The sequence below is a fragment of the Roseateles saccharophilus genome, assembly GCF_004342485.1.
GTDB lineage: Bacteria > Pseudomonadota > Gammaproteobacteria > Burkholderiales > Burkholderiaceae_C > Pelomonas > Pelomonas saccharophila.
The window spans coordinates 360,338-373,252 of sequence record NZ_SMBU01000001.1 but is presented as its reverse complement, the minus strand read 5'-3'; the positions used below and the strand labels follow the sequence as shown (position 1 = coordinate 373,252).

Genomic DNA, 12,915 nt, shown 5'->3' with positions numbered 1-12,915 from the left:
CGTGGCGCTAGGTCTCGGGGTCGGTCTTGAAGTCGTGGCGGGGCTGGCGCACCTGGTCGCGGTAGTCGCGGCAGGCCCGGCCGAAGGCCTGCAGCAGCGCCATCGAGGTGGGGTTGCCCGCCGCCTGCCATTCGGGGTGCCACTGCACGCACAGCGAGAAGCCGCGTGCGGGGCTGATGCTGAAGGCCTCGACGAGGCCGTCGGGCGCGACGGCTTCGATGCGCAGGCCCGGCGCCAGCTGGTTGACGCCCTGGCCGTGCAGCGAGTTGACCTGCACGGCGCCCGGGCCCAGCAGGGCTTCGAGCCGGCCGCCGGGCAGCACCGTGATGGCATGCTGCTCGCCGTAGGCAACCTGCGGCGGCTGGCCCTCGGGCGCGCGGTGGTCGGCCAGGCCCGGCTGCTCCTGCACGGCCTGGTGCAGGCTGCCGCCGAGCGCGACATTGGTCTCCTGGAAGCCGCGGCAGATCGCGAACAGCGGCAGGCCCATGTCCACCGCGCGGCGGATCAGCGGCAGCGTCAGCGCGTCGCGGCCCGGGTCGAGCGGCAGCGCGGGGTTGTACACGTCTTCCTCGAAGTGGCTCGGGTGCACATTGGACGGCGAGCCGGTCAGGAAGACGCCGTCGGCCAGGGCCAGCCAGTCGTCAAGGACTTCGGTGGCGCCGCCCAGGTTCGGCACGATGACAGGTAGGCAGCCGGCCAGCCGCACCGCGTCGATGTACTTCTTGCCGACGATGTGGAAGGGGTGGTCACCCAGCTGGCGGTTGCACACCGGCACGAGCACCCGGGGCTTGCGGGACGTGTCCACGGCACTCATAGCAAGTCCTTCAGGCGGTAATAGGCCATGCCGAGCATCAGCGCCGGCGTGCGCATCAGCCGGCCGCCGGGGAAGCGGCGGTGGTGCAGGCGCGCGAAGGTGTCGAAGCGCGTAGCGTCGCCGTGCATCGCCTCGGCCACGACGCGGCCGGCCATGCCGGTCAGCGCCAGGCCGTGGCCCGAGAAGCCCTGCACGTAGTACACGTTCTGCGCCGGGCCGACGCGGCCGAAGTCGGGCGCGCGGTTCATGGAGATGTCCACGAAGCCGCCCCAGGCGTACTGCATGGCCACGTCGTCCAGCTGCGGGAAGCTCTGGAGCAGCCGGGCGCGCATGCTGTTCATCAGCGCGCGCGGCGTGACGGTGCTGTAGCTCACGCGCCCGCCGTAGAGCAGGCGGTGGTCGGCCGTGGGCCGGAAGTAGTCGAGCACGAAGTTGGTGTCGCAGCAGGCCGAGCGGCTCGGGATCAGCGCGCGCAGGCGCTCGGGCGCCATCGGCGCGGTGCAGCCGATATAGGTGCCGACCGGCATGATGCGGGCGGCGAGGTCGGGCGCCAGTGAGGGCGCCAGTTCGGGCAGGTAGACATTGCCGGCCAGCAAGACCTGGCGGGCGCGCACCTGGCCCTGGCCGGTGCGCAGCACGACGCGCTCGCCCACCTCCATGGCGGTCACCGGGCTGCGCTCGAAGATGCGCACGCCCAGCCCGGCCGCCGCACGGGCCAGGCCCAGGCTGTACTTGAGCGGGTGCAGATGGCCCGAACGCGCGTCATAGGCGCCGGCATAGAAGCGCGGGCTGGCAATCCACTGCGGCATCTCGGCGGGCGCGATCCACTGCATCGGGTAGTCGTAGACATCGCCGATGCGCTGCACCGACCGCTGCAGCTCGGCCGCCTTGGCCGCGCTCGTCGCCAGGCCCAGGAAGCCGTCCTGCCATTCGGCGTCGATGTCGAAGCGTGCGCAGCGCTCGCGGATCAGGTCCAGCGCCTCGATGCTCATCGCCCAGATGCGGCGTGCCTCGTCGAGGCCCAACTGGGCCTCGATGGTCGACGGGTCGCAGGCGAGGCCGTGGATGGCCTGGCCGCCGTTGCGGCCCGAGGCGCCGCTGCCGACGAGGGCCGCCTCAAGCAGCACCATGTCATGGCCGCGCTCGGCCAGTTCGATGGCCGCCGACAGGCCGGCGAGGCCGCCGCCGACGATGGCCACATCCGCTTCGAGCGTCTCGTTCAACGCTGCATGGCCCGGGCCACGCGCTGCCGTGGCGACGTAGTAGGAATCCTGGGTCAGTTCACGATCAACGGTGAGCAGGCTCATAAGGAATGCGTGGGAACCGGGCGCCGGGCCCTGGTGCAAAACACGCATGGACATGCATTGCGGCGATGCAGCAGTCTAGGCCGGGCGGCGCGCAATGTGGCAGCGCGCTGGCGCAGGCTAAACCCGATGTTTTGCAACCCAATGCGATAAACTGAAGAAAATATTGAATCAGATTCTCTTTATGAATGATGACGTGCAATTGGATGCGATCGACAGGAGCATCCTGAACGAGCTCCAGCGCGACGGCCGCCTGCCCAACCAGGACCTGGCGCAGCGCGTCCATCTCTCGCCGTCGGCATGCCTGCGGCGCGTCAAAAGGCTGGAGGAAAGCGGTGTCATCGACCGCTATGTGGCGTTGCTCAACCCCAAGGCCGTCGGCAAGCAGGGCACGAGCTACACCATCATCAATCTCGAACGGATGACGACCGCGGCGCTGGCCGCTTTCGAGGAGGCCGTGCTGGCCAGCCCCGACATCCTCGACTGCTTCTATGTGGCCGGCTCGAACGACTACCTGATCCGCTTCGCCTACAAGGACGCCGAAGACCTGGAGCGCTTCCACACCTACGTGCTGATGCAGCTGCCGGAGGTGGCGCGATCGAACTCGATGCTGGTGCTCAGGACGATAAAGCGCAGTACGGCGTTCGAGCTGTAGCGGCCCCTCCCGGGGCCTTGTGGGCGCTCGAAAACGCCCGCGGGGAGCGGGCGTTGTTCAGATTTGCGTCGCGGCGGCAGGTCAGACGCCGGCCAGGCAGAGGTACTTCGCTTCCAGGTAGTCCTCGATGCCGTGCCGTGAGCCCTCGCGGCCCAGGCCCGACTGCTTGACGCCACCAAAGGGCGCCTCGGCCGTCGAGATCAACCCGGTGTTGACGCCCACCATGCCGTACTCCAGCGCTTCGGCGACACGGAAGATGCGGCCCACGTCGCGGCTGTAGAAGTAGCTCGCCAGGCCGAACTCGGTGTCGTTCGCGAGCGCGACGGCCTCGGCCTCGGTCGCGAAGCGGAACACGGGCGCCACGGGGCCGAAGGTCTCCTCCCGTGCGCAGCGCATGTCGGCGCTGGCGTCGGCGATGACGGTAGGCTCGTACAGCCGGCCCGAGCGCAGCTTCCCGCCGGCCAGCAGGCGCCCGCCCTTGGCCACGGCGTCGGCCACGTGGGCCTGCACCTTGGCGACGGCGTCGTCGTCGATCATCGAGGCCACCTGCACGCCGGGCTCGAAGCCGTTGCCGAGCTGCAGCGCGGCGACCTTCGCCGCGAGCTTCTCGACGAAGGCGTCGTAGACGCCCTCCTGCGCATAGAAGCGGTTGGTGCAGACGCAGGTCTGGCCGGCATTGCGGTACTTGCTGGCGATGGCGCCTTCCACGGCGGCGTCGAGGTCGGCGTCGTCGAAGACGATGAAGGGCGCGTTGCCCCCGAGCTCCAACGAGAGCTTCTTGATCGTCGGCGCGCACTGGCCCATCAGGATGCGGCCCACCTCGGTCGAGCCGGTGAACGACAGATGCCGCACCACCGGGCTCTCGCAGAGCACGCGGCCGACGGCGATCGAGTTCTGGGCATCGGCCGTCAGCACGTTGAAGATGCCGGCCGGCAGGCCCGCGCGCGCCGCCAGCTCGGCCAGCGCCAGCGCCGACAGCGGCGTGGCCTCGGCTGGCTTGATGACGACGGGGCAGCCGGCGGCCAGCGCCGGCGCGACCTTGCGGGTGATCATCGCCAGCGGGAAGTTCCACGGCGTGATCGCGGCGCAGACGCCGATGGGCTGTTTCAGCACCAGGAGGCGCTTGGTCTTGTCGTGCGTCGGGATGGTCTCGCCGTAGACGCGGCGCGCCTCCTCGGCGAACCACTCGACGAAGCTGGCCGCATAGGCCACCTCGCCGCGCGCCTCGGCCAGCGGCTTGCCCTGCTCGGCCGTCATCAGCCGGGCGAGGTCGTCGGCGTGCGCGAGCATCAGCGCATGCCAACGCATCAGCACGGCGGCGCGGTCCTTGGCGGTGCGCTCGCGCCAGGCGGGCCAGGCGGCGTCGGCCGCGGCGATGGCCTGCGCGGCCTGCGCGGGGCCGAGATTGGCCACGCGGGCCAGCTCCTGGCCCGTGGCCGGGTCGTGGACGCCGAAGGTGGCGGGCATCTCGACCCAGGCACCGTTGACATAGGCCGCCGTCTTCAGCAGCGCGGGGTCCTGGAGCCCTTGCAGAGGCGATGCGCTCATGCCCGGCCTCACGCGCGCTGCACCGCGACGAGGCTGGCCTGCAGGATGTCCAGGCCTTCGCCGATCAGCGCGTTGGATGCCGTCAGCGGCACGAGAAAGCGGATCACATTGCCGTTGGTACCGCAAGACAGCAGGATCAGCCCGCGCCGGGCCGCGTCGGCCACGACGCGGCGCGTGAGGTCGGCGTCCGGGCGGCGCAGGTCGGCGCGGCCGTTCTCGACGGCGAACAACTCGATGGCCACCATGGCGCCCAGGGCCCGCACGTCGCCGATGGCCGGCTGGGTCTCGGCGATGGCCGTCAGGCGCTGCACCAGCCGCTCGCCCAGGGCCTGGCTGCGCGCCAGCAGCTTCTCCTGCTCGAAGACCTCCAGCACCGCCAGCGCCGCCGCGCAGGCGATGGGGCTACCGGCGTAGGTGCCGCCCAGGCCGCCGGGGGCCGGCGCATCCATCACCTCGGCGCGCCCGACGACACCCGAGATCGGGAAGCCGCCGGCCAGCGACTTGGCCGTCGTGATCAGGTCCGGCGCAACACCCCATTGCTCGCAGGCGAACCAGGTGCCGGTCCGGCCGGCGCCGGTCTGGACTTCGTCGGCGATCAGCAGGATGCCGTGGCGGTCCGCCAGCTCGCGCAGGCGGCGCACGAACTCGACCGGCGCGATGTAGAAGCCGCCTTCGCCCTGCACGGGCTCTACGATGAAGGCCGCCACGCGCTCGGCCTCGATGTCGTTCTTGAAGATCTGCTCGACCGAGGCGATGGCCTCGTCGATGCTGACGCCGTGCAGCGCGTTCGGGAACTTCGCATGGAAGACTTCCGCGGGGAAGGGGCCGAAGCCGCTCTTGTAGGGCTGCACCTTGCCGGTCAGGCCCAGCGTCATCAGCGTGCGGCCGTGGTAGCCGCCGGTGAAGGCGATCACGCCCGAACGCTGGGTGTAGGCGCGGGCGATCTTGACCGCGTTCTCGACCGCCTCGGCGCCGCTGGACAGCAGCAGCGTCTTCTTCGCGAACTCGCCTGGCGCCAGCGCGTTGAGCTTCTCGGCGAGCGCCACATAGGGCTCGTAGGCCACCACCTGGAAACAGGTATGGGTGTACTGGGTCAGCTGCTGCTGCACGGCTTCGACGACGCGGGGATGGCAGTGGCCGGTGTTGAGCACGGCGATGCCGCCGGCGAAGTCGATGTAGCGCTGGCCCTCGACATCCCACAGCTCGGCGTTGCGTGCACGCTCGACGAAGATCTCAAACGCCTGGCCTACGCCACGGGCCACGGCCGCGCGGCGGCGCGCCATCAGTTGGGCATTGCTGCTCATCGGGAAGTCCTCCAGGTAACGGGAGGCTTCACTCTAGGCAGCGGGTCGCCGGGGCAACAGATACAGTCCCTCGCTGACAGCGCGGGGCCGTACTGGTTCGCCAGCCTGTACAGCCGATCCCCCGACCCATGCTCGCACTCGACCACGACTCGCCCACGCCCCTGGTCGCCCAGATCGTCGCCGGCCTGCAGCAGCTCATCGAATCGCGCGCGCTCAAGCCCGGCGCCCGGCTGCCGTCGATCCGGCAGTTGGCGCAGACCCAGGGGGTCAGCGTGTTCACCGTCGTCGAGGCCTATGACCGCCTGGTGGCGCTGGGCCTGGTGCATTCCAAGCCCAACGCGGGCTTCTTCGTGCGCCCGCGCGCCGCGGCGGCCGAGCCGGCCCGCGCGGATGCGCAGCTGCAGTTCGACGCCAAGTGGTATCTGCGCCAGATCTTCGAGAGCCGCGCGCTGGACATCAAGGCCGGCTGCGGCTGGCTGCCGCAGGACTGGCTGTTCACGGACGGCGTGCACCGCGCGCTGCGCCAGCTCGCGCAGGAGGGCTCAGAGCTCGGCGGCTATGGCTCGCCCTATGGCCACGCGGGCCTGCGCGGCCTGCTCGTGGACGCGCTGGCCGAGCGCCAGATCGCGGCGGGCCTGGAACACCTGCTGCTGACGCTTGGCTCCAGCCAGGCGCTCGACCTGCTGGCGCGCCACTGGATCCGCCCCGGCGACGCGGTGCTCGTGGACGCGCCGGGCTACCCGAACATCCACTACATCCTGCGGCTGATGGGCGCGGTGCTGCTGCCGGTGCCGCGCACGCCCGAGGGCTACGACCTGGCGGCGCTGGAGGCGCTGCTGGCGGCGCACCGGCCCAAGGTCTTCTTCACGCAGCCGCGCCTGCACAGCCCGAGCAATTCGACGGCGCCGCTGAACCAGCTGCTGCGCATCCTGCAGCTCGCCCACCTGCACGACTTCGCCATCGTCGAGAACGACATCTACGCCGACCTCGACCCGGACTTCCACCCGAGCCTGGCCAGCCTGGACCGGCTGCAGCGCGTCGCCTACCTGGGCAGCTTCTCCAAGACCATCGCGCCCAATCTGCGCGTGGGCTATGTGGCGGCCGCGCCGCAGGTGCTGGAAGACCTCGCCACGCGCAAGATGATCTCCGGGCTCACGTCATCGGAGCTGGGCGAGCGGGCCGTGTTCCATGCGCTGACGCAGGGGCGCTGGCGCAAGCACCTCGGCAAGCTGCGCGGGCGGCTCGCGCAGGCGCAGCAGGATGTGTCCCAGCGGCTGCTGGCGCTCGGCTTCGAGCTGCATACCCAGGCCCCCGCCGGCATGTATGTGTGGGCCCGCCATCCCGACATCCCAGACGCGGCGGTGCTGTCGCAGCAGGCCGCCCAGCAGAGCATCATGCTCGGCCCCGGCCATCTGTTCTACCCGGAGCCGCGCGAGAGCGGCTGGCTGCGCTTCAACGTGGCGTTCAGCGCCGATGCGCGCCTGTGGGACTACATCGGCGCCCAGATCGAGGAGACCGCGTCGCGAGCGGCCTGAGCCCGGGCCGGAATTCAGCCCGCCGCGGCCTGGCTGCGGCGCCTTTGTCGTGCGGTGAAGCGCGTCGCGCCCCAGACGGCCAAGGCCACCACTGCCATGAAGACGGTGGCGAGCGCGTTCATCTCGGGGTTCAGGCCCAGGCGCACGCGCGAGAACACCAGCATGGGCAGGGTGGTGCTGCCCGGCCCGGACAGGAAGGCGCTGAGGATCAGGTCGTCGGCCGAGATCGCGAACGAGAGCAGGCCGCCCGAGATGACCGTCTGGCTCATCTGCGGCAGCGTGACGCTGAGGAAGACGGTGAGCGGGCGGGCGCCCAAGTCCTGCGCCGCCTCTTCGAGCGTCGGGTCGATGTCGCGCACGCGTGACTGCACCATCAGCGCGACAAAGGAAACGCACAGCACCGTGTGGCCGAGCCAGATGGTCACGAAGCCAAGATCGGCCGGCCATCCGATGGATGAGCCGAGCGTGACGAAGAGCAGCAGCGTTGCGATGCCGAGGATCACCTCGGGAATCACCAGCGGTGCATTGACCATGGCCTGGAATAGCCCGAGGCCGCGAAACCCTCCCGCCTTGCCGCCGCCCTTGCCCGGGCCGAAGCGCGCAAGCACATAGCCGGCCCAGGCGCCCATGACCATGGAGCTCAGCGCGGTCAGCGCCGCCACGCGCAGGCTGAGGCTGGCGGCGGACAGCAGCTCGGTGTCGGCCAGCAGGCGGCCGTACCACTTCATCGACACGCCCGCCCAGACGGTCACCTGCTCGGAGGCATTGAAGGAATAGACCACCAGCACGACCATGGGCAGGTAGAAGAAGCCCAGCGTCGCCCAGAGCGCCATGCGGCTCGTGGCCAGCGGGCCGGGCGCTGTCTTGGCGTGCTTCATGCCGAGGGCTCCTTGTCCTGCAGGCGCTGCAGCAGCACCAGCGGCACCAGCAGGAGCAGCACCATGGCGGTGGTGATGGCCGAGGCCATCGGCCAGTCCATGTTGTTGAAGAACTCGTCCCACATCAGGCGGCCGATCATCAGCGTGTCGCTGCCGCCGAGCATTTCCGGGATCACGTACTCGCCCACCGCGGGGATGAAGACCAGCAGGCAGCCGGTGCTGATGCCGCGCCGGGACAGCGGCAGCGTGACGGTGAAGAAGGCGCTCCAGGGGTGCGCGCCGAGGTCGTCGGCGGCCTCCAGCAGGCGAGGGTCGAGCTTGATGAGGTGGTCGAGCAGGGGCAGGATCATCAGCGGCAGGTAGAAATACACCATGCCGATGTAGACGCCGGCGTTGCTGTGATAAAGCTGCAGCGGCTCGTGGATCCAGCCCAGCCAGCGCAGCGCCTGGTTGATCAGGCCCTCGTTCTTCAGCAGGCCCACCCAGGCATAGGTGCGCAGCAGCGCCGAGGTCCAGAAGGGCAGCGTGACCAGCAGCGTGTAGAGCGTGCGCCGCTGCGGCGTGGCGCTGGCGATGGCGTAGGCGGCCGGGTAGCCGATCAGCAGGCAGAGCAGCGTGGTGATGGCCGCGACCAGCACCGAGTTGAGATAGGTGTCGATGTAGAGCCCGTCTGTCGCCAGGTAGGCGTAGTGGCTGAACTGCAGTGCCAGCGTCACGGTCTGGTCCCGCACGCTCAGCAGGGCCGTATAGGGCGGCACCGCGAAGCGTGCCTCGGCCAGGCTGATCTTGACCACCAGCGCGAAGGGCAAGGCCAGGAAGACGAGCAGGAAAAGATAGGGCGGGATGATGGCCCAGCGCCGGCCCGGCGCCAGCAAACGAGCCCCCCAGGCCCTCAGCGGCTTTGCTGTACGCACCACGCCATCAACTCCGTCTTGCGCCGGATGCCAAGCTTGGCAAAGGCGCGTTCCAAATAGGTCTTGACGCTGGAGCTCTGGACGCCGAACTGGCCGGCCAGTTGGTCCAGCGTCTGCCCTTGCAGCACGCCGCGGCAGGCTTGGCGCTCACGCGCCGACAGGCGGCAGCCCTCGGTGGCGACGCGGCGGTCGAAGCGGTCGACCATGCCCAGCGGCGCGGTCTGCGCCCGGGTGGTGGACAGGCGCGCGTGCTGGCGCACCAGCGGGATGACCAGCTCGGCCAGGCCCTTGTAGTGCATCAGGTCGGCCAGCGAGAACGCCCCCTGCTCCTGGTTGCGGTAGACAGCGACCGTGTAGACCCCGTCGTGCCCGCGTCCGGCCAGGCTGCACTCCTCGAGCACGCCATAGGGCTGCAGCAGCTCCTCGACATAGCCCGGCGCCGACGGGATGGGGTCCCGGATGTCGACCAGCACCGGCTCGCTGCCCAGGTCCTTGATGTGGGGCAGCACCGGGTCGTGCCGCCAGTGGTGGTCGGCATAGACCTGGAAGAGCTGCAGCAGCGTGCCCCGGTCGACCGTGCCGTGCGAGAACAGCCAGTCCATCGACGTGAACTCCTCGCCCGGGCCGGCCTGGTTGAAGCGCACGCAGCACACATTGCACAGCGGGCCCCAATCGGTCAGCCATTCCCACAGGCGCGCGGGAAAGGCCGCCGTCCCGAGGCTGTCGACCAGGTGGGCGATCTGGGTTTGTTTGATGGGGGCAGGCACGGGCGGCAATCGGCGGCGTGTCGAGGGCTGGCCTCAGAAGGTCGGGAACTCGCTCTTGAACAGCCCCGAAGCGCCGCTGGCATCGAGGTGGTGGGCAAGGCGGAACACCATCTCGTCATTGTAGGAATTGGCCACGATCTGCATCGACGTCGGTACGCCGGTGGCGCTGTCGCGCCCGGTCGGCACGGCCATCACGGGGTAGCGCGACAGCAGGTTGAAGGCCGGCGTCAGGGCCCAGGCCAGGAAGGCATCGACCGCCACGCCTTCGATAGACAGGCTGGGCTCGGCCACCGGGTCCTGGTCGGCCGCGAAGTCCGTGCCGAGCGTGGTGCCGCAGACCAGGGCGTCGAAGCCCAGGCCCCAGACCTTGGCTTGCATTTCGCGGTGCAGGGCCGAGGCCAGGTCGGCCGCCTTGGCCAGGGAATTGGGCTGGCCCAGGAACCTGCGGATGGTGTCCTGGTTGTAGCTGCACAGGCGGGCGCGGTCGGCCTCCTGGATGGTCTCCAGGAACTCGGCGTAGTAGACCGCCATGATGCCTTCCATCAGCGTGTGGCCGACCTCGGCCATGTCCCAGCGCAGGTCCACGGTCTGCACCGTGGCGCCGCGCCTTTGCAGGGCGGCCAGCGCGCGGTCCATGTTGGCGCGCACGTCGCGCGCCATGGTCCGCGCGCCCAGGCTCGGACAGTAGGCGATGCGCACGCCTTCCAGGCTGCGCCAGCGCTGCGGCAGCGGCGTGAAGGGCACGGTGGCGTAGGTGTCCGGGTGCGGGCCGGCGACGACGTTCTGCATCAGCACGAGATCGTCGAAGCTGCGCGCCATCGGCCCCTCGACGGCAAAGCCGAACAGCTCGTCACCGGGGCTGGTCGGCAGGCGCCCCGAGGGCGGCTTGAAGCCGTAGACCCCATTCATCGCGGCGGGCAGGCGGATGGAGCCGCCCATATCGCTGCCGGTGGCCAGGGGGCCGAGCCCGGCGGCCAGCGCGGCGCCGGAGCCGCCGCTGGAACCGCCGCAGGACTTCTGCAGGTTCCAGGGGTTGCGCGTGACGCCCCAGCGCCGGCTCCAGGTGTGGCCCAGGCAGCAGAACTCGGGGTTGGTGGCCTGCACGTGGAAGATCGCGCCGGCCCGGCGCAGCTTATCGACGATGGGGTGGTCTTCCTCGGCCACCTCGTCGCAGATCTCCGAGCCGAAGGTGCTGTTCCAGGCGCGCACCGCCGTCTCTTCCTTGACGATGACGGGGATGCCCTCCAGCGGCCGCGCCGTGCCGTCGCGCCAGCGCTTTTGCGCCCGCTCGGCCTGGCGGCGTGCCTCGTCGGCATGGATGACCGTGGTGGCGTTCACCGTGGACTGGCAGCCGGCGGCGGCCGTGAGCAGGGCCTCCAGGTAGTCGGGCGGGGTCAGGCTGCCGTCGCCGAACGCGCGCAGCGCATCGGTGGCGGAGAGATAGCAGAGGTCTTGGGGGCTCATGTCGGCGGGGGATCAGTTCAGTTCAGGGCGGGGTCGTTCTTCGTGGCCCGGTACACCCATTCGCCGCCGACCATGGTGCCCAGCACCCGGGTCTCCTTGAGTTCCTTGGCGCTGACCGTGAGCACGTCGCGGTCGACCAGGGTCAGGTCGGCCTGCTTGCCGGGTTCGATGGAGCCGATGCGGTCCTGCTGGTTCATGGCCCGGGCCGCATGAAGGGTGTAGGCGTAGAACATGGCTTCGCGCGGCATGTCCTCGGCGGCGTTGAGCACGCCCTTGGCGCCCTTGCGGGTCTCGGCCTGGGCGATGCCTTCGAAGACGCTGGCCGTCGAGACCGGCCAGTCGCTGGCGCCGGACACCGTGGCCCCGGCGTTCAGCATCGAGCGCGCGGGGTACTGCCAGGGATAGATGGCCGGATCGACATAGGGCTTGATCAGGTCGATGGTGTCGGTGCTCGCCTCGGCCCAGAGCAGCTGCACCGAAGCCAGCACGCCCAGCGCCTTGAAGCGCGGCATGTCCGCCGGCTGCACGAACTGCAGGTGCGTGATCGTGTCGGGCAAGCCGCTGTCGCCGTTGGCCTTGCGCATCGCCTCGAAGCCGTTGAGCGATTCATGCACGGCCCGGTCACCGATGGCATGGACATGCACGACCAGCCCGGCCTTGTCGGCCGCGGTGACGACATGCGCGAACTTGTCCGCGGGGAACAGCAGGTCGCCCATCTTGCCGGTCACCTTGTAGGGCACGGACATGGCGGCGCTGTGCGAGGGGAACTCGACCACGCCGTCCATGAAGATCTTGATGCCGGCAACACTCAGGCCCGGCACGTTGGCGTACTGCTGGCGCAGGGCCTGGACCTGGGTCAGCGGCTCGGCGGCATCGGCCTTGACCTCGACGAAGGCCGCCACATGGGACTTGAGCTCGCCCCGGTCGGCCAGGGCCTTGTAGGTGGCGAGGATGTCGGGCGTGGCGAGGGCGTCGAGCCAGGAGGTGATGCCCAGCCCGTGCATATAGGCCACCCCGGCGTGGCCGGCTTGCAGCAGGGTCGCCGCATCGGGCTCCGGCACGTGGCTCTGCAGCCGGGCCTGGCCCTCATCGACGACGAAGCCGTCCGGCACGAGATCCTTGGCGTGGCCGTAGTACTTGAGATGCTGCTCCGTCAGGCCGCGCAGGAAGGCCGGCGTGATGCCGGCGCGCTCGCGCAGCGTCTGGTTGGCCCAGGAGGTGTGCCCGTCCGAGCCGCGCAGCATGACCGGCACTTTGGCGAAGGCGCCCGTGTTGAAGCGCGCGTTGAGCTGCGGCAGCTGGCTCCAGATCTTGAGCGGCATGCCGCCCACCACCAGCACGTCGCCGCGCATGCTCTTGCCGGCCTTGAGCGCCTTGAGCGCCACCGCGACCACCTGGTCGACCTGGGTGACGGTGGGCTCGACGGTCGCCGACAGCAGCTCCGTGCCGCCGTAGATCACATGGGCGTGGCTGTCGATCAGGCCGGGCAGCAGGGTCTTGCCGCCGAGGTCGATCACCCGGGCATCGGCGGCAACCGCGGCGGCGATCTCGGCCGGGTTGCCCACGGCGGCAATCTTTTCGCCGTGGATGGCGACGGCCTGGGCATACGGATGCGCGGCGTTGCCGGTGAAGACGCGCGCGTTGACGAGCAGCAGGTCTTGCGCATGCAAGGCCGGCAGGGACAGCAGCGCGGCGGCGCCGATCAGGGAATGCAGAAAGGATTTCATGGGGC

The 12,915-nt window shown here is 69.8% G+C and carries 11 protein-coding genes; 2 read left to right on the top strand and 9 right to left on the bottom strand.

Annotated elements, in window-relative coordinates:
* Nucleotides 1–7 precede the first annotated feature (7 nt).
* Together EV671_RS01645 and EV671_RS01640 are read right to left on the bottom strand one after the other, a co-directional pair.
* Nucleotides 8–814 carry a gamma-glutamyl-gamma-aminobutyrate hydrolase family protein gene (locus EV671_RS01645; protein ID WP_132569349.1) on the bottom strand — a complete coding sequence of 269 codons (807 nt, stop codon included), beginning with the start codon at nucleotides 812–814 and terminating at the stop codon, nucleotides 8–10.
* On the bottom strand, nucleotides 811–2,121 hold the full coding sequence (locus tag EV671_RS01640) for an NAD(P)/FAD-dependent oxidoreductase (protein WP_132569347.1): 1,311 nt from the start codon (nucleotides 2,119–2,121) through the stop codon (nucleotides 811–813). Before EV671_RS01640 ends, EV671_RS01645 begins: the two co-directional genes overlap by 4 nt.
* 181 nt (nucleotides 2,122–2,302) lie before the next feature.
* Here EV671_RS01640 and EV671_RS01635 point away from each other — a divergent pair, with 181 nt between their 5' ends.
* Nucleotides 2,303–2,773, top strand: coding sequence for an Lrp/AsnC family transcriptional regulator (locus EV671_RS01635; RefSeq protein WP_132569345.1), 471 nt, complete (start codon nucleotides 2,303–2,305; stop codon nucleotides 2,771–2,773).
* Between the two features lie 81 nt (nucleotides 2,774–2,854).
* Here EV671_RS01635 and EV671_RS01630 read toward each other — a convergent pair whose 3' ends face one another.
* Together EV671_RS01630 and gabT are read right to left on the bottom strand one after the other, a co-directional pair.
* Nucleotides 2,855–4,321: an NAD-dependent succinate-semialdehyde dehydrogenase gene (locus EV671_RS01630; RefSeq protein WP_132569343.1), complete on the bottom strand. Its 1,467-nt coding sequence runs from the start codon at nucleotides 4,319–4,321 to the stop codon at nucleotides 2,855–2,857.
* 8 nt (nucleotides 4,322–4,329) lie between these two features.
* Nucleotides 4,330–5,625, bottom strand: coding sequence for a 4-aminobutyrate--2-oxoglutarate transaminase (gene gabT / locus EV671_RS01625; RefSeq protein ID WP_132569341.1), 1,296 nt, complete (start codon nucleotides 5,623–5,625; stop codon nucleotides 4,330–4,332).
* 128 nt (nucleotides 5,626–5,753) lie between these two features.
* On the opposite strand from gabT, the gene EV671_RS01620 reads away from it, so the two are divergent.
* The gene (locus EV671_RS01620) at nucleotides 5,754–7,160 is read left to right on the top strand and encodes an aminotransferase-like domain-containing protein (RefSeq protein ID WP_132569339.1); all 1,407 of its coding nucleotides are present in this window, start codon (nucleotides 5,754–5,756) and stop codon (nucleotides 7,158–7,160) included.
* 14 nt (nucleotides 7,161–7,174) lie between these two features.
* On the opposite strand, the gene EV671_RS01615 is transcribed toward EV671_RS01620, so the two are convergent.
* The 5 genes from EV671_RS01615 to EV671_RS01595 are packed head-to-tail and all read right to left on the bottom strand — an operon-like array spanning nucleotide 7,175 to nucleotide 12,910.
* Nucleotides 7,175–8,038, bottom strand: coding sequence for an ABC transporter permease (locus EV671_RS01615; protein ID WP_415840405.1), 864 nt, complete (start codon nucleotides 8,036–8,038; stop codon nucleotides 7,175–7,177).
* Nucleotides 8,035–8,952: an ABC transporter permease subunit gene (locus EV671_RS01610; protein WP_415840407.1), complete on the bottom strand. Its 918-nt coding sequence runs from the start codon at nucleotides 8,950–8,952 to the stop codon at nucleotides 8,035–8,037. The genes EV671_RS01615 and EV671_RS01610 overlap by 4 nt, the downstream gene beginning before the upstream one ends.
* Complete coding sequence (locus tag EV671_RS01605; RefSeq protein ID WP_132569335.1) at nucleotides 8,931–9,719, bottom strand: helix-turn-helix transcriptional regulator; 789 nt, start codon at nucleotides 9,717–9,719, stop codon at nucleotides 8,931–8,933. The genes EV671_RS01610 and EV671_RS01605 overlap by 22 nt, the downstream gene beginning before the upstream one ends.
* Nucleotides 9,720–9,752: 33 nt before the next feature.
* Nucleotides 9,753–11,183, bottom strand: coding sequence for an amidase (locus EV671_RS01600; RefSeq protein ID WP_132569333.1), 1,431 nt, complete (start codon nucleotides 11,181–11,183; stop codon nucleotides 9,753–9,755).
* Between the two features lie 17 nt (nucleotides 11,184–11,200).
* Entirely contained in the window at nucleotides 11,201–12,910 is a 1,710-nt protein-coding gene (locus EV671_RS01595; protein ID WP_165917444.1) for an amidohydrolase, read from the bottom strand.
* Nucleotides 12,911–12,915: the final 5 nt, after the last annotated feature.